Source organism: Methylovirgula sp. 4M-Z18 (assembly GCF_037890675.1).
Lineage (GTDB): Bacteria > Pseudomonadota > Alphaproteobacteria > Rhizobiales > Beijerinckiaceae > 4M-Z18.
This window is the reverse complement of sequence record NZ_CP149575.1, coordinates 65,224-86,352: the sequence shown is the minus strand read 5'-3', so window position 1 is coordinate 86,352 and position 21,129 is coordinate 65,224. Positions and strand designations below refer to the sequence as shown.

Sequence of the window (21,129 nt, the reverse complement as noted above, 5' to 3'; positions counted from 1 at the left end):
CAAGCAGCTCCGCTTGACTTCATGATCCGCGTACTCGCACGCAAGCCACGGCCTGATCGCCTAGTCACTGCCGAGATCCAGTGGACTAAGAAGAAGTAGAGTCCCCTTGAGGCACTCTTGTAGCCGATGCTGATGGTGGGTCCCGAACGGACCGAGCACTACGAGTTCGAGCGCAATTGCTCGCTTGCCCGGGCCCACCTAGGCTCGGCGAGCCGGCGCCCAGCAAAAAAAGCCTCCGAGATCATGTCGTACTATCACGATCGCGATTCCTTGATCGGGGCCGACTGGTAATACTTCAGGAACATCTGGACCGTCGCTTCGATCACCTCGTCGTCCGGAACGGGGAGTCGGGGGCGACCGAGCATCCAGGGCCATAAAGACAGATCGTTCAGGGCTCCCATGAATTGATGGGCTGCTAAGGTCGGGTTACGGCAGTTTAGGACACCCAAGGATGTCAGATGGGCGAGAAAGCGCACAAGTCGCTCCGTTTGAGGGTTCATAACGACCGCCAACTCTTCGGCAATCCAGGGAAATTGACGCGAGTCCGCAACAACCATGCGGAGGAACCCGAGATATTCCGGACTCTTATGTAAATCCAAGATCACACGCGCGATGAGGCGCAGAACCTCTTCAACGCCACCCTGAGTCTCGACCCCGGGTGGGAAAGCGGTCTCAAGCTGGCGTGACACCCGCAAGAGCATCTCCCGGAAAATCTCCTCCTTGTTTGCGAACTGATTGTAGAGCGTGCGCCGTGCCACGCCTGCGGCTTCCGCCAGTTCGTCCATCCTCACCGCACCGAAACCGCGTTCCAAGAAAAGGCGATGGGCCGCGTCCACTATGGCCTCTCGTGACCCGCTGCGCCGGGTCGTCGAGGCGATTTGGGTTGAACCGCTGTGAATTGCCATAAAAACTCCACTTGCACTCTTTAGTGCAATTAGTTATACTACAGGATGTAATTCGGAGCAAGGGGCGATCGCCTCGCCGATCGCTCTTATGCCCTAGGGGTACGATTCCTATGATTAAACGCAAGATTACAGCCGTCGGCCTGCTCGCCATATCCCTCACAGGCTGTCACGAGGATCAACCTTCGCCGCCTGAAGCGCGACCGGTCCGTACAGTGACGATCGAACGGCGTGCCGAAGGCGAGACCGTCTCGCTGATCGGGCAGATTCGCGCAAAGGATCAAGTCAGCCTCGCCTTTCGCCTTGATGGTCGCATGATCGAGCGACCGGTGCATGTCGGCGATGTGCTGACAGTTGGTCAGATCGTCGCCAAGCTTGATCCCGAGAACCAGGAAAATGCGCTGCGTTCGGCGCAAGCGACTCTCACGTCGGCCAATGCGCAACTGACCCAAGCGCGGCTCAATTTTGCACGTGTGCAGCAGGGCGTGAAGGATGAATGGGCGTCCCATGCTCAATTCGAGGCAGCCCAAGAAAGCCTTTCCAGCACCCAGGCGCAAGTCGACTCGGCGCAGGCACAGGAGAATAACGCACGGGATCAATTAGGTTACGCCGTTCTGTCGGCTGATGCTCCCGGTTCGGTGACAGCTGTTGGTGCCGAACCCGGCGAAGTCGTCCATGCAGGGCAAATGGTTGTTCAAGTCGCGCGCCAAGGCGGACTCGATGCCGTGTTCGACGTACCTGAAGAGCTCATTCGGACCGGGCCGCGCGATCCCGCCGTCGAGATCGCGCTGACGCAGGACCCGCAAGTGAGAGCGACCGGTCGTGTGCGGGAGGTTGCGCCTGAGGCTGATGCGGCGACCCGGACATTCCAGATCAAGGTTGGCATCGCGAACCCGCCAGAAACCCTGCGCTTGGGCGCAACCGTGACGGGCCGCATAAAATTATCCGCGCCAGCCGGCGTGGAAGTGCCGGCGAGTGCTCTTACCGAGGCCAATGGACACCCGGCAGTTTGGGTGGTCGATCCGAAAAGCCAGACAGTGTCTCTGCGTAATGTGGTGGTTCTACGCTACGATCCGGCTTCCCTCGTCATTTCGCAGGGGCTGGAGAATGGTGAATTCGTCGTCACAGCTGGCATTCAGACTTTGTTCCCTGGCCAAAAGGTTCGCCTGTTGGGAGACAACCAATGACGAACTTCAACCTCTCCGATTGGGCAATCCGGCATCGCTCCCTCGTCACCTATTTCATGCTGATCATCGCGATCGCGGGCATCGGATCTTATTTCCGGCTCGGGCGGAGCGAGGACCCGGACTTCACCATTAAGACGATGGTTGTGCAGGTCGAATGGCCGGGAGCAACGGTCAGCGATATGCTGGAGCAGATCACAGATCGTGTGGAGCGCAAGCTTCAGGAAACGCCCAGCCTGGATTATGTGAAGAGTTATACGTCTCCGGGCAAGGCCACCATTTTTGTCAACTTGAAGGACTCAACGCCCTCGGCTCAAGTCCCGGACATCTGGTATCAGGTGCGCAAGAAGGTTGGCGATATCCGCGGCACACTGCCAAGTGGGATCATCGGCCCAGGCTTCAATGACGAGTTCGGCGATACCTATGGCATCGTCTACGGCTTCACTGCGGACGGATTCACCCACCGCGAGCTGAAAGACTATGTGGAAGACGTCCGCAAGCGGCTGCTGCAATTGCCAAATATTTCGAAAATCGATGTTCTCGGGGCCCAGGACGAACGCATCTATGTGGAATTCTCGACTGAGCAATTGGCGGGCTTAGGCATTCAGCGTTCGGCTCTGCTGGCTGCTTTGCAGGCCCAAAACTCGGTGACGCCCGCTGGTGTGGTGCAAACGGACGATGAGAAGATTCTCGTGCGTGTGTCTGGCGCGTTCCGCTCCGAGCAGGACATTCTCAGCGTTAATTTTGTCGCGAATGGCCGCATCATTCGCCTAGGTGACATCGCCCATGTGACGCGTGGCCCTGCTGACCCCGCTCAACCGATGTTCCGCGTCAACGGACGCGACGCGATTGGGCTGGCGATTGCCATGAGTAAGGGCGGCGACATCTTGGCCCTCGGCCACAATGTTGCAAAGACCATGACGGATATTACCGCAAATCTCCCCGTCGGGATCGAGCCCACACTCATTGCCAATCAACCTGTGACGGTCGCAAATGCGGTCGCCGATTTCATGGAGGCTCTTTGGGAGGCGGTTGCCATCGTTCTTTGCGTGAGTTTGGTCAGCCTTGGCCTGCGCGCTGGCGCCGTAGTCGCCTTGTCAATTCCCCTCGTTCTTGCGGCAGTTTTCGTCGTAATGAGTTTGGTTGGCATTGACCTTCAGCGCATCTCGCTCGGCGCGCTTATCATCGCTCTCGGCCTTTTAGTCGATGATGCCATGATCACCGTCGAGACCATGGTTACAAGGCTGGAGCAAGGTGATGACAAAGAGCATGCCGCGACCTTTGCCTATACATCCACAGCGTTTCCGATGCTCACCGGCACGCTCGTTACGGTTACAGGCTTCGTGCCCATCGGTTTCGCGCGCAGCGGCGCAGGCGAGTACACGTTTTCGATTTTCGCTGTGGTGGCCATCGCCTTGCTCGCGTCTTGGATCGTTGCGGTCATCTTTGCGCCATTGCTGGGCACTTGGATTCTTAAGAAGCCCAAAGTGACGCACTCCGAAGAACCAGGCCCGATCATGCGCAGGTTCCGCGCCTTGCTGGTCCTTGCTATGCGTGCGCGTTGGATGACGCTGCTCATCACGCTCAGCCTCTTTGGCGCGGCCCTCTATGGCATGCGTCTCGTTCCGCAACAGTTTTTCCCGTCATCTGACCGGCCCGAATTGCTCGTGGATTTGCAGCTCCCGGAAAATGCGTCGATCTATGCAACCCGCAACCTTTCGGCCCGCTTCGACAAGATTTTGACGGGCGACAAAGACATCGACCATTGGAGCACGAATATCGGCCAGGGGTCCGTCCGGTTCTACCTACCACTCAATGTTCAATTGCCAAACGACTCATTCGCCCAGGCGGTGATCGTCACCAAGGGGCTTGAGCAGCGCGAGCGCGTGAAATCCAGGCTGGAAAAGGCGCTGGCGGATGAGTTCCCCAATGTCGTAGGGCGTGTCTATCCGCTTGAACTTGGACCGCCCGTCGGATGGCCGATCCAATATCGGGTGGAGGGACCACAAGCGGACGAAGTGCGTACGATCGCGTTCAAGGTGGCACAGTTGGTCGGGTCCAACCCCGACGCGAAAAATGTTAACTACAACTGGATGGATCCGGCGCGGACCGTCAGAATCCGGGTGGACCAGGATCAAGTTCGCCTTCTCGGACTGAGCTCGCAGGATCTAGCCCAGGCGCTCAACACTGTCATGTCCGGCACGACTGCCACCCAAGTGCGTAGCGGCATCTATCTTGTTGACGTGTTGGCGCGGGCTTCGGCGGAGCAGCGTATGTCGCTAACGACTATTCGGACGCTTCAAGTGCCGCTGCCGAACGGGCGGACCATTCCTTTGAGCCAAATTGCCTCGGTTGATTACGGCCAGGAATATCCCATCGTTTGGCAGCGTGACCGGCGCCCCACCGTCACCGTGCAGGCGGATCTCATGCCGGGGATTCAGGCTGCGACCGTAGTGCAGGATTTGGAACCGAAGATCGCGCAGCTGCGCGCCAGCCTGCCGAGTGGCTATCATATCGACGTTGGCGGGAGCGTTGAGGAAAGCAACAAGGCGCAGACGTCGGTCATCGTCGTTATGCCGCTGATGCTCATCCTCATGCTCACGGTATTGATGCTTCAACTCCAGGGGTTCAATCGCCTGTTCCTAGTGCTCAGCGTGGCTCCTCTCGGGATCATTGGGGTGGTTGCGGCGCTTCTATTGTCCGACAAGCCCTTAGGGTTCGTGGCGCTGCTTGGCGTGCTGGCACTCACAGGCATGATCGCACGCAATTCGGTGATCCTGATCGATCAAATCGAAAAGGAGAAAACCCATGGGCGCCATCCATGGGACGCAGTGGTTGAAGCGACAACCCGTCGGTTCCGCCCGATCTTGCTGACGGCAGCTGCGGCCATTCTCGGGATGATCCCGATCGCTCCGACTATTTTTTGGGGACCGATGGCTTATGCGATCATGGGCGGCCTCGCGGTTGCGACGCTTCTGACCCTCGTCTTCCTTCCGGCGCTCTACATAACCTGGTTCCGGATCAAGCGACCTGATCCACAGGTCCACCCCGAAGCGCTTCAGCAAGTCAATGCGGATTTTTCGCCAGGAAGCGCGGTGGAAGCGACATGAATATCGATCCAGCCCTTTTGAGTCCGGTCTCGGCGCTCGTCGGTGCTCTCATCGGCGGTGGCACCTCGCTCATCGCCGCCATCTACACGCAACGCAGCCAAGACCGTCTTCAGCGCGTTGCTGCTGAGGTTGCGAAAAGGGAGACAGTCTATGCCGATTTCGTGTTCCACGCGTCGAATTTGCTTTTGCGCGCCTACACACGTGACGGGATCGAGCTGACGGGCGATGAGCAACACCTGGTCGGACTTATTAACCGCATGCGGTTCTTTGCTTCGCCCAACGTTGTTGCCACGGCAGAGGCGGTTGTTAGCACCATTGTCGAAATTTCTCTGAAACCGAGCATCGAGCTCCGGCAACTCGCGACAGAGGCCTTGGCCAAGAGACTCGATCCCGATCCGCTTCTGGAATTCAGCCTCGTCGGCAGAGCGGACTTGGACAACGTGCGTCGAACTGTGATGTGAGTCGAGCGCGCTTGGCTCGAAGCCGACGCGCATTCAAGCCGCATATCTCGGAAAGTGCGATAGGGAATCCAACGACAATTCACGCTGCCGACTGGTATTTGGCATAGAGAGACAATGATAGGAGTTCATCATGCTTGACGATGTTCAGCTCGAGAAGCACCGCCCACTTAGGTTGACGCAACGGCCCATGAGACGCCTGCCCTTCGAATGCATTGCCTTGTTGCTACAAGGCGGCGGCGCGCTAGGCGCCTATCAGGGAGGCGTCTATGAAGCCCTTGTCGAGGCGGGACTCCACCCCGACTGGACCGCCGGCATTTCAATCGGGGCCATAAACGCCGCCATTATTGCCGGCAATCCGCCTCATGAGCGCGTCGCGAAACTTAGGCAATTCTGGGAACTCGTCACCTCGCCCGGGCCGCTGGGATATGATACCGATCTCACGGCGCTGCTCAAGGGCGACGCTGCTCGCGCCATGCTCAACCGGTGGAGCGCGGGCCAAGCCTTGTCTATGGGCGCATCAGGGTTCTTCGAGCCGCGCCCGATGATCTCTTGGTTATGGCCACATGGCTCGATTGAGGCCACGAGTTATTACGACACGCGCCCGCTCAGAACAACGTTGGAGCGGCTCGTCGATTTCGACCGCATCAACGGTGATGACATGCGCTTGAGTGTTGGTGCCGTCAATGTGCACACGGGTAACTTCGTCAATTTCGACTCCACGACGCACCGAATCCGCCCTGAGCATGTGATGGCGAGCGGTGCGCTGCCACCCGGATTTCCCGCGATCGAGATCGACGGCGAGCACTACTGGGATGGCGGCCTGATCTCGAACACACCGCTGCGTTGGGTGGTCGAAAACCAACCGGAACGCGATACACTCGCATTCCAGGTCGATCTCTGGTCGTCTAGCGGCGAGCTGCCGCGCAATATGGCGCAAGTTCCGACGCGGCTGAAAGAAATCCAATATTCAAGCCGGACCCGCGCCGAATCCGATCGCTTCCGGGAAATACAGGTTTTGCGGAACGCCCTCTCGAGACTCATCGAGAAATTGCCGGAGGAATTGGCGGCGAGTTCCGAAGTGGAGATTTTGCGCGCAGCGTCCCAGCCCAAGACCTGGAATCTTATCCAACTCATTTATCGATCGAAAGAGTATGAAGGCGACTCCAAAGACTACGAGTTCTCGCGCCGAAGCATGGAGGATCACTGGCGGGCAGGCTATTACGACACCGTCCGCACGCTGAGGCATCCCCAAGTGCTCGAACGGCCGCGCAGCCTCGACGGCGTCTTCATGTTCGATGTCGCGGAGCACGGCCGCGAATAGCGGCCGAAGGATGTTCATCACCCGGTCGACGAGGCCTTTATGAAGGAATCCCAAGGGCGGAACCGGGCCCTCTCTATGCACCTCACCGAACGAGCCATGCGCCAGGCGGCACGACTTGCCCCCAACCGCCCCAGCGGCGGACTGGTCTCGCGCGGAGCACAGCTAGAGGCTTCTGCGTTCCCTACAAAGTTGAAAAATCCTCCTGAGCGTCGACGTAACGTTCCGACGCCGCGCAAGCCCAGCGACCTTGCTGGCGACTGACGCTACTTTTTGCCTCTTTGTTTCACCCGAATGCGCACGGGACCGCCCTCGGCCTGCTGAACTTCGAACTGGTTTGTTTTGCGGATCAGATCGCTGAGCTTGCGGAACCCGAAGGTGCGCGAGTCAAAGTTCGGCGCAAGGTTCAGCAACTGTTTGCCGACGGTGCCAAGATTGACCCAGCCGTCCTCGGTGTCCTCCTGCGCCAGCACCTTCTTGATCAGCGGCACAGCGGCGCTCGCCGGCTGCAAAGGCTTGTCCGTCGATGTGGTGCCTTGTTCGTCCCTGCCCGCCCCGGGGAGCAGGTTTTCGGTGTAGACGAACCGCCGGCACGCCTGCCGAAAGCTCTCCGGCGTCTTTTGCTCGCCGAACCCGAACACGTCCACTCCCTGCTCCCGGATACGCGCGGCGAGCCGCGTGAAATCACTGTCCGACGACACCAGGCAGAAGCCGTCGAAGCGGCCGCTGTGCAGTAAGTCCATGGCATCGATCACCAGGGTTATATCGGAGGCATTCTTTCCCGTCGTATAAGCGAATTGCTGCTGCGGGATGATGGCGTGTTTGGGGGTAGAACAAGAGCGGTTTAAAATCCTGCGCTAAGACCGTGCGGAGTATGAACCTTCGTCTCGTAAGCACATAATTGAGGTCTGAGTGCCTCGTCGAGTACGAGAGCCACCTCAACGAGGTTCCAGGGCGGAGAGAGCCTGGATTAGGGAGCGCCCAACGGCGGAAGCCATGATCTTGTGCCGCGCCACCAGGTAGTAGCCGCGCTTCGACCGCAGGGGCTCCGTGTCGAGGGTTACAAGCAGCCCGTTGGCAAGCAGGTCTTCGACCACGCCGCGCCAGCCGAGCGCAATGCCCGCGCCCATCAGCGACTGATGGATGGCAATCGCATGATTGGTGACATGAACGCTGGCATCGATCCGCCCGGCGTCCGGCGCGCGCCGGTCGCGCCAATCCTGCCAGGTAAACCAGCGATGGCTTTGATCCCCGAGGTGGATCAGCGGGCCCTGCTCGAGCAGACTTGCACGGGAATGCTCCCTGACGCGGGCTGCCATTGCCGGTGCCGCGACCGGCACCACCTCCTCCCTGACCAACAGGCGGCTTTCGAAGCCGGGCCAGTGGCCGTCGCCGAACAGAATGGCACAGTCGGCATCCTCGATCCGCATGTCCTCGTCTCGCTCGGCCGTGGTGACACGGACAATAAGCTGAGGCTCTGTTTGGCGCAGAACCGCGAGTCTGGGCATCAGCCAGAACATGGCAAGGCCGGGATAGGTTGACAGGGCCAGCGCCGTCCGACGCGCATTGCGCCGCATCTCGACCGTGGCCTGCGCCATGTCTGACAGGGCGCCGGCGATGCGACGGTGATAGCCGAGCGCCTCGCTCGTGGGCACGGTTCGCGCGCCCCGCCGTTCGAACAGCGCGCTGCCGATATCCTGCTCTAGCGTCTGGATCTGATGGCTGATCGCCGGCTGCCCGACATTCAGTTCCTGGGCGGCACGCGTGAAACTGCCGAGGCGAACGCAGGCTTCGAAGGCGCGCAGCGCTTTCAGGGGAGGCAGATCACGCATCGCAGGCTCCTGTTCCGCATATTCCTATATTGAAAAATCTAATGATGAGATGAGACTTTTCTGCCTGTTCAGGCGAGATATTTCAACGTTAATGGAGAGACTAAGCATTGTTCGGATCGATGAGGGCTTTTGGTACGGCACCAGCCCTCCTTACGCGGGGCGGCATCGTGGCCAATCGTGAAATCGTTGATTACATCATTGTCGGCGCCGGCACGGCCGGCTGCCTGCTGGCCAATCGTCTCTCCGCCGATCCCTCGCGCCGAGTACTGCTGCTGGAGGCGGGGCGGGCGGACAATTATCCCTGGATCCACATTCCGGTCGGCTACCTCTATTGTATCGGCAATCCCCGCACGGACTGGCTCTACCAGACGGAAGCCGAGCCGGGCCTGAACGGGCGGTCGCTGCGCTATCCGCGCGGCAAGACGCTGGGCGGCTGCTCTTCGATCAACGGCATGATCTATATGCGCGGCCAGGCGCGCGACTATGACGGCTGGGCGGCCGCGACCGGGGACGAGGCGTGGAGCTGGGCCAACAGCCTGCCGGATTTCAAGGCCCATGAGGACCATTACCGCCTCGACGGCGGTGCCAATCCCGCCACCGGCGACAACAGCCGCTTTTCCGACCTGCACGGCCATGGCGGCGAATGGCGCATCGAGAAGCAGCGCCTGCGCTGGGACATCCTGGACGCCTTTGCGGCGGCGGCGGTGCAGGCCGGGGTGCCCCGCAGCGAGGATTTCAACACCGGCGACAATGAGGGCGTCGGCTATTTCGACGTCAACCAGCGGGCCGGCTGGCGCTGGAACACCGCCAAGGCTTTCCTGCGGCCCGCCCGCGGGCGCGCCAATCTCAGCGTATGGACACAGGCCGAGGTCGAGCGCCTCACCTTCGCCGCCGGGGGTGACGGCCGCCGCCGCTGCACCGGCGTGGTGTTGCGGCGCGGCGGAGGACTGGTCGAGGTCGAGGCCCGGCGCGAGGTGGTTCTCTCGGCCGGTGCCATCGGCTCTCCCCAGCTCCTGCAGCTCTCCGGCATCGGCCCGGCCGGCCTGCTGCGGTCGTACGGCATCGAGGTCGTGCACGAGTTGCCGGGCGTGGGCGAGAACCTGCAGGACCACCTGCAGATCCGGGCGGTGTTCAAGATCGAGGGCGCTCGCACGCTCAACACCCTGGCGAACAGCCTTGTCGGCAAGATGGGCATCGGCCTCCAATATCTCATCCGGCGCAGCGGGCCGATGAGCATGGCGCCCTCCCAGCTCGGCGCCTTCAGCCGCTCCGATCCCGGCCGCACCCATGCCAATCTGGAATATCACGTGCAGCCGCTCAGCCTGAACGCCTTCGGCGAGCCGCTGCACGACTTTCCGGCCTTTACGGCGAGCGTGTGCAATCTCAATCCGACCAGCCGGGGCAGCGTGCGCATCCGCTCCAGCCGGGCGGCGGACGCACCGGCGATCGCGCCCTGCTATCTCTCCACGGCCGAGGACCGCAAGGTCGCCGCCGACAGCCTGCGTCATGTCCGTCGTGTGGCGAGCCAGCCGGCGCTGGCCCCCTACAAGCCGGTGGAATGGAAGCCGGGCGTCGAGTTCCAGACCGACGAGGAACTGGCCAAGCTCGCCGGCGACATCGCCAACACCATCTTCCACCCGGTCGGTACCGCCAAAATGGGACGCGATGACGATCGGTTGGCGGTGGTCGACAGCCGCTTGCGCGTCCGCGGGGTGGACGGATTGCGCGTGGTCGATGCGAGCATCATGCCGGCGATCACCAGCGGCAACACCAATTCGCCGACCCTGATGATCGCCGAGAAGGCCGCGCGCCTGATCCGGCAGGATGCTTGCGCCTGATCCTCCCTCGAACAAGCGAAGAAGCCATCATGCAACGTTCAGTCCTTCCGCTCTGCGGTGTCACGGTTGTCGATTTCGGGCAGTACATCGCCGGGCCCGCCGTGGCGATGATCCTGGGCGATCTCGGCGCCAGCGTCGTCCATATCGATCCGCCGGCCGGCCCGCTCTGGGACAGCCCGGCCAATGCGACGCTCAATCGCAACAAGCTCACGCTCCGTCTGGACCTGAAGACCCCGGAGGGCCTGGCGAAGGCCCGAGAGCTCGTCACCCAGGCCGATATCGTGATCGAGAACTTCCGCCCGGGCGTGATGGCTCGTCTCGGCCTTGATTTCGAGGTGCTGCGCCAGGTGCGCCCCGAACTCATCACCGTTTCGATCCCCGGCTTTGCCTCCAATGACGAACTGCGCCGCGAATGGCGCGCCTTCGAATCCGTCGTCGCCGCGTCCTCCGGCGTCTTCACCGACATGGGGCTCAACCGGGTGTTGATGGGCATCAACCCCTGCTTCTCGCCGCTACCGCTGGCTTCCGCCTACGGGACCATGCTGGCCGCTTCCGCGGCCGTGCTGGCGCTGCAGGCGCGCGAGATGACCGGCGCTGGCGACCAGATCGAGGTGCCTCTCGCCAGCGCCGTGATGGAGGGCCTCAGCTACAATTCGATCCGGATCGAGAACTACCCCCTGCGCTACCAAACGCAGCGCGAGCGCGAAATCGAGCGGCGGCAGGGCGAGGGCCTGCCGATGAACGTTACCTATGAAGCGCTGCAGGATTTCCTCGATCCCTTCTATCGCAGCTACATGTGCAAGGACGGACGCAGTTTCTACGTGGTCTGCCCCAGCCACAGGTATCACGCCAAACGCTGCCTGCAGACGCTGGGCCTGTATGACGAGCTGGTTTCGGAAGGCCTTTCCGAAGAACCGGACACCTATCTGCCCGTGTCGGAATGGTCCTCGGACGTCTCGCTCGGCGTCTATCCCCTGCCCAAGCATTGGGCCGACAGGATCGCGGCCCGCATGAAAGAGATCTTCCTCACCCGCACCGCGAAGGAATGGGAACGCATCTTCGGCAAGGGGCAATTTCCCGGTGCGCCGCAGCGCTGGCTGCAGGAGTGGATCAGCGACGACCATGCCGAGAGCGCTGGGCTGATGGTGGAAGTCGAGGATCCCGTCTATGGCCGCATGATCCAGCCCGGAGCGATGGCCTGGCTGCAGGAGAGCGGCGAGGCGATGCTCACACCGGCCCCGCGCAAGGCCGTGAGCTTCGAGGAGGCGCTGGACTTTCTCTCCGCACGGCCTGATTCCCCGGCTGTCCGCGAAGCGCCGCGGTCCGAACGAAAAGGCTGGCTCGACGGCGTTCGCGTCCTCGACCTTTGCAACGTCATCGCCGGCCCGCACTCGGCGGCCTATCTTGCCCGCTTCGGGGCCGAGGTGATCAAGATCGACCCGGCTTCCCCCCTCTACGATTGCTGGAACACGGTGATCTTCGGCATGACGCATATGCGCGGCAAGCAATCGCTGCTCGCCGACATCCGGTCCCCCGAGGGACGCACCTTGTTCGAAGAGCTGGTCCGCTCGGTCGACGTCGTCGTCTGGAATGCCACCGACCGCCAGGTGAAGAGCATGGGCCTCGACGCCGAGGGCTTGCGTACGCTCAACCCGAACGCGATCTTCTGCCAGCTCGATTGCTTTGGCGGCGTGCGGCGCGGCCCCCGCACCGACTATCTGGGCTATGACGATCTCGTGCAGGCCGCCACCGGTATCATGCTGCGCTTCGGCGGCGGCATGGAAACGCCCGAGGAGCATGCCCATGTCGGCACCATCGACGTCATGTGCGGCTTTGGGGCAGCACTCGGCATCGGGGCCGCCCTCTTCCAGAAACGGCGTATCGGCCGGATCGGCCGCCCGCGCACCTCCCTTTCAGCCCTCAGCGGACTGGCTCAGATGCCGTTCTGCTACGACTATATCGGGCGCAGCCCCTTCAACGAGCCGGCGGGACGGGCGGCAATGGGGACGGATGCCCTCAATCATCTCTACAAGGCCGCGGATAGATGGTTACTGCTCGGCGCATCCGAGCGGGACCTGCCGCGCTTTCTCATGGTGGAAGGGTTGAAGGATCTCGTCGCGCTGGACCCGGGGGAGAGAGAAGACTTCCTCGCACGCGCTTTCGGCGGGGAAGACGCCGCAACCTGGACGGCTCGCCTGCGGGCGGCGGATATCGGCGCGGTGATCTGCGACGACATCGAGTCCCTTCGTGCCGGCAATTGCCGTCCCGCCGATGGCTCTCCGGGCACCGACCGCGGCAGCTATGCGTTCTCGCGTTATGCAGACCACCCGAGCGGCCACGCGGTGACCCTTCTCGACCCCCTCGCGGTCAGACCGCTTGTCGGCAAGGTCAGCCAATTAGCGTCCGCCGAGAAATACGGTGCGTCGACCCGGCGCGTCCTGCAAACGCTGGGCTACGACGACGCCAGCATCGACAGTCTGGTGGCGGCGGGTGTCGTCAGCGAAAGCTGGAGCCGAGAATACCTGCCGAGTTAAGCGGAATAAGCGCCGCGGTGTCTCCAGCGGTGCTAACCCGCGAACCTAACGCGCGTGAAGAGCGCCCGTGTGCACAGCTTTGATCGTGATCAATAGAGCCTGTCCGCTGCTAGTCTACTCCGCAACAACATCATGCCCACCTTCGAAAGCGATCATCAATGACCGAACCCGTTGAAAAGTGACGGGCCGCCTCCAAGACACAGTCCAGTCCAGTCACGCTTTTGGCAACTAATAATGGCGCTGCCGTTTCATTGTGGCGGGTGGAACAAGAGTGCCTTCGTAATCCTACACCTGAGGCCCTATGGAGCGTGAACCTTCGTCCCGCACACGCATGATTGGCTGCCGGCCGGTTTGGAGCTTCCTGGCAATCGCCGAGATGCTCATTCCGGTCGCCAGGTCGTCGCGCACGTCCTACTTCTGTTTTTCGGTCAGGGCAAACGGGCGCCCGAGCGCCCAGCCTTCCGACTTGACGCGCTTAAGGCTGGATTGCGTCCGTTCGATCAGCAAATCCCGCTCGAATTGTGCGACGGCATCGAGCACGTTCATTGTCATCTTGCCGGCTGAACTGGTGAGATCGGCTCCACCGAGCGCGAGGCAATAGACCCGCACCTGTATTTCGGCCAACATCTTGACTGTGGCGCTGACGTCAATCGCGTCACGGCCGAGGCGATCAAGTTTGGTGACGATCAAAACATCCCCGGACTCCAGCTTCTCCAGGAGCCGGGAGAAGCCCCCGGCGCTGCGCAATGGCGGTACTTCCGGAGACCGCCTCAGCGATGATCCGCCGGGTTTCGACTTGGAAACCGGCAGCTTCGATCTCCTGAACTTGGTTCTCGGTGGTTTGCCCGGTCGTGGAGACACGGACATAGGCGAAGGCGCGTGGCATGGGCATTTTTCGTCCCAATAGGCCGTCCGAAATGTTCGCTATGTTCGGAAATCCGTCAAGGTAATTTGTGGACAGGGCATTTCGCCCTGTCCGTAAACGAACGCTTTCTTACCGAGGAGGAAATCACAATTTCTTTACGGGCCGAAGCCGCTCCTGTCGTGACCAGATATTGCGTGCGCAGAGGAACATGGCATCCGTCTGGTCGAAGGCTCGTCGCGACTTGAGGCGCCGGTCTGATCCGGATCGATAAACTCTAGAAATATATCCGCGTACCACTCGCGATGCCGACCCACGAATTCCCTCACAACAATGCTCGCAAAGTAATGATCGCGCACGTAGAGCATCCACGCTTCTTTTGATGCCCTTGGCAGGCTAGGGCGTTGGAGAACAATGTGTTCCAGGAAATTGGTCACTATTTCGGCGCAACAAAGCACTTTGGCCCGTTCCGGACTGTCCTCCGAGAGCGGCTTGTTCTCATTGAAATACTCATAGAGCCGTGGATCATCGGCGATGCATTTCAAGATTTCGAAGCTCTGCGAGGCCAGCCGCTCGCTCACGTTTGCCTGTCCTGACAGCGCTACCTCTGTCAGTTGACGCCAGATGTAGTAAGCGCTGATACCGCCCATTAGGACGGCGGCGCCCTGGAGCGCTAGGCTGATGACCGCTATAAGACTTGACGACAGCGGCATGGTAAGCTTGGCCAGAGTGAGTATTGTTGGGGCCCGCCAACTGACAACGCCGTGTCAGCAGACGGAGAAGCCGCCCCGATCACGATTTGGCGACCGAAGCGGTCGAGGCTTACTGCAGTTTTTGGTGCAGGAACTCGTATGTCCGATTGTGTGCAAGCGCCGCTGCCGCAGCGTTATAGTGTCTTCCATTGTGTCGCGAAAAGGCGTGGTTCTGACCCGGGTAGCTGTAGACCGTCGCGTTCGGTTTGCTCGCGAGCGCCGCCTTGATCTCGGCTTGCGCCGGCTTGGAAATGTATTCGTCTTCCTCTGCCAGATGCATGAGCAGTGGCGCACGAATGCCGCCGGTTTCGTCGAGATATTTCTCGGTGTCGCCGCCGTGATAGGCGACAACGGCATCAACCCCACCATGGCGCGCGGCCGTCAAAAAAGCCATGAGCGCGCCGAGACAATAGCCGAGGACAGCAACCTTGCCGGTGCAGTCGGATAGCTTGCCCGCAGCATCAATCGTGTCCCTGATGTCCCCGACGCCAGCATCTCGGTCATAGGCCTGATAGAGTCGGAGGCCATGTTGCCAATCGGTGTCGGACGTAACGCTAAGATCGACTCCCGGCTCCTGACGCCAGAAAAGGTCGGGCGCAACTGCGACGAAACCTTGAGTTGCCAGCTCATCGCAGGTCGCGCGGATGTCGGTGTTGACGCCAAATAGCTCCTGGAGAACGACCACGGCCGGCGCGGGTCGTTGGACCGGCCGCGCTATGTAGGCGCCGAATGTCCCATTCGAAGACTTGATGTCTAAGTGATTTTCCATGGTGCGCTCCCGATAGGTTGTCTTGGGCGAAGATTCTTTTGATGTGGCCGATTATGGGCCGCAGGTCTGCTCGCTAACGAACCACAGCCGGAGAGCAACGATGGCTTGGACGATCGTTCGCTCTCGCGACGCGGAGTAAGAACGATCCGGCTAGTCTTGGGAGGCGTTTATGCCTTGATGAAGGCAAGCAGGTCGTTGTTGATGATGTCGGGATGTGTGGTGCACATACCATGCGGCAGCCCGGGGTAAAACTTGGTCGTGGGCTTCTTCAGCAGCTTAGCGGAAAGCGGACCGGCGTCGGCGAAAGGCACGATCTGATCGTCCTCGCCGTGCATCACCAGCGTAGGAACCTCGATCTTCTTCAGATCCTCGGTGAAGTCGGTCTCCGAGAACGCCTTGATACAGTCGTAATGAGCCTTGGCCCCACCCATCATGCCCTGGCGCCACCAGTTCCAGATAACGCCTTGGCTGACCTTCGCGCCGGGACGGTTGAAGCCGTAGAACGGGCCGGCAGGCACGTCATAGAAAAACTGGGCTCGATTCTCGACGAAGGCCTTGCGGAAGCCGTCAAGCACCTCAATCGGCAGACCGCCGGGGTTGCTCGGGCTCTTGACCATGATCGGAGGCACTGCGCTGATCAGCACGGCCTTCGAGACCCTTCCCGGCTCAGCCCTCGCGACATAACGCGCGACCTCCCCACCGCCCGTCGAGTGCCCAACATGGATTGCGCCCTTAAGATTGAGCGCCGCGGCAAGCGCCGCCACATCTTCGGCGTAGGTGTTCATCTCATTGCCGGTCCAGGTCTGGGTCGACCGACCGTGACCGCGCCGATCGTGCGCGATCACGCGATATCCTTGGCCGAGAAAGAACATCATCTGGGCGTCCCAGTCGTCCCCGCTGAGCGGCCACCCGTGATGGAACACGATGGGTTGCGCATCCTTCGGCCCCCAATCCTTGAAGAAGATGATTGTGCCATCCTTTGTGGTAATCGTGTCCATCGCTGCGGCTCCTTGTTTGACGGGTTGAGGGGTGGTTTGCGCTAAAACTTCGAATGAGAAGCATAGCGCCGCTATGCCGGTGGCCCCTGCGAGCATCACGTCCCGGCGTGAGCAATCCGGAAACTGGTTGATACTTGGCATTTCCATCCTCCTCCCGATAAAGTGGCCATGGCCGAGCCGGCTGGTCGGCCTCGACGTCACACGTCCTCCACGCCCGGATCGCAAGTGCGATCAAGACCTTACACAATGCTTGGGCAAATGGGTGTGAATCGTCGGGAAAACGTGTGAATCAGGGGCGACTGCGCAGAAGCATCCGGTTTATTTAGCCTGTGTTGAGGAGCTCCGCAGCCAAACGAAGGTCGCGCGTATCCATTCCTTGGTCGAAGGCATCATACGCGTTGCTGAGTATTTGTCGGCTCTCAGCATGCATGGGCCCGCCTGCACACGATCGTGCAAGACTAGTCGCGCAGCGAAGTTGCCAGGCAAGCGCGCCCTGTACACTGGCAATTGCGTGGCCCCGCCAGAAGAGGAGTCTTGCAGCGGATGTAGCGACAGCGCCCTGTTCAAGAAGAAGGCGCTCTCCCATGGCGCGCAAGATCTCGGCGGTACACCACGTTATTTCTCCCCCGTTTGCACGCGCTGCGGCGGTTTCATCGAGCAACATAGGATCGAGCGTGCTCACCGTATCAGCATAAAACGCCGCAAGTGGCAGGTTGTCGTCGCCGTCCCTGATCACTGAGACACCATTCAGCTGATCAAGCGCCCTAGCGAACATATGACCGCCGATCCGCCATACGTTAATGCCGGCACCCGCAGTCACCTCTGCTAGCAACTCGACATAACGTGACGCGGACGCAAGATCACCTCGCCAAAAGGAAATCGGGCAAGTCCCACAGACTAAGGAGTAGCCGATCGCAAAAGTCTGACCTATCCGCTGAGCGCGTTCAGTGGCAGCTTGGCATTCCTCAAACGCTTCATCTGGTTTGCCCAAGATCCATAACGTGCGCGCCAAGTGTGTCCTCGACGCAACCTCGTGGTCGTAAAGCTTAAGCTGATAAAGGAAGTCGCGGCGGCTGTTCGCGGTGCCCGCTTCTGCCATAGGAGAGTGTAGCGCATTCCTTGCCTCTTTCAGCGCCGATTTCAATCGGCCCGAAAGATGATTTCCGAGTGAGGCCATGCGGTGCGCAGTCAGAAACGACATTGGATCATTGTTGCGCGCAGCGACCTCATAGAATTCCTGGGCGTTCCGCTGAACGCCCTCATAGTTTCCCAGGACGAGCTCGTTTCCGTAGAGCGACCATAAGATCTGAAGCTGCTGAGACACGTGGTTCCCATGCGCGGCCGAAGCCAGCCCGGCGCGGAGCGTCTCTTCAACTGAAGCCTGCGGGCCGCGCGTGTGAAAGATGGCATGCCCCAGAGCAAGGTGGAGCTTCGCACTAACCAGGTCATCAATATCCGAACGATCGCGCAAGGCCTCGCGGGCGCGCTCAAGATGTACCCTAAGTTCCGAGGCGAGCAGCATCTTGAACCAAAGCGGCGCCGAATTGGCGATTAACTGTATCGCGATTCCGGCATCACCTGTGGGCGAAAAGCCCCACTCCAGCGCCTTGCGGATGTCGGCTACGTGGGGTGCCCAGTTCGCCACTTCATCAACGTCCCAGTCACTACCGACCGACCCCAGCTTCTCGAGAAGATAGACCGCAAGACGCTGACGTATGGATTGTTCCTCGCCGCTTTCGACCAATCGACTGTATGCGTACAGGCGCATCGTCTCGAGCAATCGGAAGCGGTGCTGTGATACGCCCGGCACCTGCTCCACCATGAGCAGCGACTTCCCGACGAGATCGTCAAGCGCGTCGAGAACCGAGGCCTCGGTCTTGGATTCGAGGCTCGCGACATGCACGGCGTCGTCTAGTGAAAAGCTGCCCGCAAAACAGGCGATGCGCCGCCAGATCTTCCGGCTCGGTTCCACGAGCGTCTCGTAGCTCCAGTCGATGAGTGCAGAGAGGGTCTGGTGCCGGTGATCCGCGGTCCGACGCCCTTTGATAAGAAAATCGAATCGATCATCGAGACGCTCTGCAACAGTCCTCAGTCCAAGCGATGGAACCCTGACTGCAGCTAGCTCCAATGCCAAGGGCAAACCATCGAGCTTTATGCAGACCTCCGCGACGGAAGAAGCGTCTCCGTCAACTAGGTCAAAGCTCCAACCGGCAGCTATGGCACGCTCTCGAAGCAGTAAAGCCGAGGGATACCGCATCACTTCTTCAGACGTCATCGCCTTCGAAAGTGGTGGTGTCGTGAGAGGAGCAAGCGGAAATACCCACTCACCGCGTGCTCTCATTGGTTCACGGCTCGTGGCAAGAATATGCACGTGCGGCGCTTGACTTGCGATCGTCTCGGCGATCCTCGCAGTCGCCTCAATCACATGCTCGCAGTTGTCCAGAACAAGCAGGGCACTCCGCCCTTTCAGATATCGGACGAGCCCTTCGAGTGCTTGCGCCTCAGCGGTTGGAACCTGCAGAATAGATGCAACGTGCTCCGCTACCAACGATGATCGTTCCAGAGGCGCAACGTCAATGAGAAAGCCTCCGTCAGGATAGTGCATTCGAATCCGATTTAGCAATGCAAGGGCGACAGTGGTTTTGCCGATTCCACCGGTACCCGTAATCGTAATAAATTTGTGCTTCACGACGAGGGCGGAAAGACGATCTAGATCCTCGTGACGGCCGATAATCGATGAGGTATCGGGAGCCACGGGACCTGGGCCTGGATCGGGCATCTGGGATCGGGATATTCGCCGCGCCGCTCCGGCGAACCGATAACCTCGACCAGGTATATTTTGTATTAGACGTGCATCACCATCAGCTTTGAGGGCTTTGTTGAGATGCGCAATCTGGACGCGTAGATTGCTTTCTTCAACGACAGCGTTTGGCCACGCCGCCGCAAACAACGTCGACTTGTCGATGATCTCTCCCGCTCGCTCGACCAGCACGGTCAGTATGTCGAACGCCCGATCGCTGATCCGGAGCTCGACTCCTTGGACCGAGAGCGAGCGAGTGCTAGGATCCAGGTGTACGCTGCCGAATGCGAAGCATTCGGATCGACCGTCCTCTTTGACCTCCTTCGGTGTCTCGTCAGAAGATGTGGTCACGTGGCTCCCCGCTGATGGACCTTGCCCTATTCTCAGGAATTCCCGACGATTAACAGTCGCTTCATCATGAATTTGCCGCTCATGAAGGAAGGCTTTTATTGTTCATTGTTGACGCCTGGCGGCTGCCATGCCCACTTCCGGAAGGCTTCGGAATCCGACGGATCAATTCCACCGGGTATTGAAGCTTTACATCTCATCGGGCAGGATTGGGATTGGCGCTTCCGACTTTCTGCGCGCCGAATCCGACAGCTCCGGTGGAACCGATGCGACGTGATCAAGACCAGCAGCCCAAAGCGGAGATAGGAATTCTCCTCTACCCCGACTGTCAGCTGGCTATGGTCCACGGAATGACCGATCTGTTGCAGATCGCCGCCCGCTTCTCCGAGGATCGTGGCGGTCCCCAACTGCGGATCAGTCACTGGACAATGGAAGGGGGTCGTTTCACTCGCACTTTTGACAGCGATCCAAGTCATAAGGGTCGGCCAGATATCGTGATCGTTCCTGGCCGAGTGACGGGGCCCCCGGGTCGCGTTGAAGCTGCCCCCTACGCCCTTTGGCTGCGTGAACTTCATGCCGCTGGCGCAACACTCGCAGCGAACTGCGGCGGCGTTTTCATACTGGCGGCTACCGACCTGCTTCGGGGCCGGCCGGTGACGACGCATTGGTCTTTCGTCGACGCCTTTCATCAAAGCTTTCCGGATGTGCGCCTTGAGGCTGACAAGATCGTTGTCGAGGACGGGGAGATCATCACGGCCGGAGGTCTGATGGCTTGGACTGATCTTGGGATGCGGCTCGTCGATCGCCTCTACGGTCCGACCATTATGCTCGAAACCGCCCGCTTTCTGCTGATCGATCCTGCGGGACGTGAACAGAGCTACTATAGCAGCTTCGCACCGCAACTGAACCATGGTGACGAAAGCATTCTCAAGGTCCAGCATTGGCTACAGGCCACAGGCGCGCGCGAAGTCATCATCAGTGCGATCGCGATGTCCGCAGGTATGGAGGAGCGGACCTTCCTCCGCCGCTTCAAGACGGCGACGGGCCTCACACCAATCGAGTACTGCCAGCACGTGCGGATCGGCAAAGCGCGCGAATTGCTAGAGTTTACGAAACGGTCCATCGATCAGGTCGCCTGGTCCGTGGGATATGAAGATGCTGGCGCTTTCCGGCGGCTTTTTCATCGCATCGTCGGCTTGTCGCCGGGAGAATATCGTCGGAGGTTTTCGACTTCTAGTTCGGCGACCCTAACGCTCTAGAGCCTATGGAAAGCCATCTTCAGACATCTGGAACCGACGAGTTCAGCTCGACCGACACCAACATTGAGATGGTGCGCCGTCGCAGGTGAAGGTGATGGGATGGACGGCTCCTGCACTCCAGCGGCTGTATAGTCCCTCCTCTTCAGATGGCGATGTCACGGT

The 21,129-nt window shown here is 60.2% G+C and carries 13 protein-coding genes and 2 pseudogenes; 7 read left to right on the top strand and 8 right to left on the bottom strand.

Translation table 11 applies throughout. The features are described 5' to 3' along the window. Positions 1 to 254: 254 nt before the first annotated feature. Positions 255 to 905 (bottom strand): TetR/AcrR family transcriptional regulator, encoded by a 651-nt coding sequence (locus V9T28_RS22835; protein ID WP_116402093.1) that lies wholly within the window; start codon positions 903 to 905, stop codon positions 255 to 257. 110 nt (positions 906 to 1,015) lie between these two features. On the opposite strand from V9T28_RS22835, the gene V9T28_RS22830 reads away from it, so the two are divergent. From V9T28_RS22830 to V9T28_RS22815, 4 genes are all read left to right on the top strand, one after another. Continuing rightward, positions 1,016 to 2,089: an efflux RND transporter periplasmic adaptor subunit gene (locus V9T28_RS22830; RefSeq protein ID WP_339071865.1), complete on the top strand. Its 1,074-nt coding sequence runs from the start codon at positions 1,016 to 1,018 to the stop codon at positions 2,087 to 2,089. Beyond that, the gene (locus tag V9T28_RS22825; protein WP_339071864.1) at positions 2,086 to 5,196 is read left to right on the top strand and encodes an efflux RND transporter permease subunit; all 3,111 of its coding nucleotides are present in this window, start codon (positions 2,086 to 2,088) and stop codon (positions 5,194 to 5,196) included. Before V9T28_RS22830 ends, V9T28_RS22825 begins: the two co-directional genes overlap by 4 nt. Then, positions 5,193 to 5,657 carry a hypothetical protein gene (locus V9T28_RS22820; RefSeq protein WP_116402819.1) on the top strand — a complete coding sequence of 155 codons (465 nt, stop codon included), beginning with the start codon at positions 5,193 to 5,195 and terminating at the stop codon, positions 5,655 to 5,657. The genes V9T28_RS22825 and V9T28_RS22820 overlap by 4 nt, the downstream gene beginning before the upstream one ends. 130 nt (positions 5,658 to 5,787) lie before the next feature. Further along, the gene (locus V9T28_RS22815; RefSeq protein WP_339071863.1) at positions 5,788 to 6,978 is read left to right on the top strand and encodes a DUF3734 domain-containing protein; all 1,191 of its coding nucleotides are present in this window, start codon (positions 5,788 to 5,790) and stop codon (positions 6,976 to 6,978) included. Positions 6,979 to 7,241: 263 nt separating this feature from the next. On the opposite strand, the pseudogene V9T28_RS22810 reads toward V9T28_RS22815, so the two are convergent. Together V9T28_RS22810 and V9T28_RS22805 are read right to left on the bottom strand one after the other, a co-directional pair. Further along, positions 7,242 to 7,799, bottom strand: a pseudogene (locus tag V9T28_RS22810) (NYN domain-containing protein); the annotation flags it as partial. A gap of 114 nt (positions 7,800 to 7,913) precedes the next feature. Continuing rightward, positions 7,914 to 8,807 (bottom strand): LysR substrate-binding domain-containing protein, encoded by an 894-nt coding sequence (locus V9T28_RS22805; protein WP_116401947.1) that lies wholly within the window; start codon positions 8,805 to 8,807, stop codon positions 7,914 to 7,916. A gap of 167 nt (positions 8,808 to 8,974) precedes the next feature. On the opposite strand from V9T28_RS22805, the gene V9T28_RS22800 reads away from it, so the two are divergent. Both V9T28_RS22800 and V9T28_RS22795 read left to right on the top strand, forming a co-directional pair. Then, positions 8,975 to 10,645 carry a GMC family oxidoreductase gene (locus V9T28_RS22800; protein ID WP_245424182.1) on the top strand — a complete coding sequence of 557 codons (1,671 nt, stop codon included), beginning with the start codon at positions 8,975 to 8,977 and terminating at the stop codon, positions 10,643 to 10,645. A gap of 29 nt (positions 10,646 to 10,674) precedes the next feature. Further along, positions 10,675 to 13,179: a CoA transferase gene (locus tag V9T28_RS22795; RefSeq protein ID WP_116401948.1), complete on the top strand. Its 2,505-nt coding sequence runs from the start codon at positions 10,675 to 10,677 to the stop codon at positions 13,177 to 13,179. A 285-nt stretch (positions 13,180 to 13,464) separates the two neighbouring features. On the opposite strand, the pseudogene V9T28_RS22790 reads toward V9T28_RS22795, so the two are convergent. The 5 genes and pseudogenes from V9T28_RS22790 to V9T28_RS22770 all read right to left on the bottom strand — a co-directional run bounded on the left by V9T28_RS22790 (position 13,465) and on the right by V9T28_RS22770 (position 19,711). Further along, positions 13,465 to 14,065: pseudogene (locus V9T28_RS22790) on the bottom strand (recombinase family protein). A 134-nt stretch (positions 14,066 to 14,199) separates the two neighbouring features. Then, positions 14,200 to 14,691: a hypothetical protein gene (locus tag V9T28_RS22785; protein WP_158554854.1), complete on the bottom strand. Its 492-nt coding sequence runs from the start codon at positions 14,689 to 14,691 to the stop codon at positions 14,200 to 14,202. A 172-nt stretch (positions 14,692 to 14,863) separates the two neighbouring features. Further along, on the bottom strand, positions 14,864 to 15,478 hold the full coding sequence (locus tag V9T28_RS22780; RefSeq protein ID WP_245424183.1) for a dienelactone hydrolase family protein: 615 nt from the start codon (positions 15,476 to 15,478) through the stop codon (positions 14,864 to 14,866). 251 nt (positions 15,479 to 15,729) lie between these two features. Then, a complete protein-coding gene (locus V9T28_RS22775) occupies positions 15,730 to 16,560 on the bottom strand; it encodes an alpha/beta fold hydrolase (protein WP_116401951.1) in 831 nt (276 codons plus the stop codon). Positions 16,561 to 16,882: 322 nt separating this feature from the next. Beyond that, entirely contained in the window at positions 16,883 to 19,711 is a 2,829-nt protein-coding gene (locus V9T28_RS22770) for a winged helix-turn-helix domain-containing protein (RefSeq protein WP_116401952.1), read from the bottom strand. A gap of 263 nt (positions 19,712 to 19,974) precedes the next feature. Between V9T28_RS22770 and V9T28_RS22765 the strand changes: the two genes are divergently transcribed. Beyond that, complete coding sequence (locus V9T28_RS22765) at positions 19,975 to 20,967, top strand: GlxA family transcriptional regulator (RefSeq protein WP_116401953.1); 993 nt, start codon at positions 19,975 to 19,977, stop codon at positions 20,965 to 20,967. Positions 20,968 to 21,129: the final 162 nt, after the last annotated feature.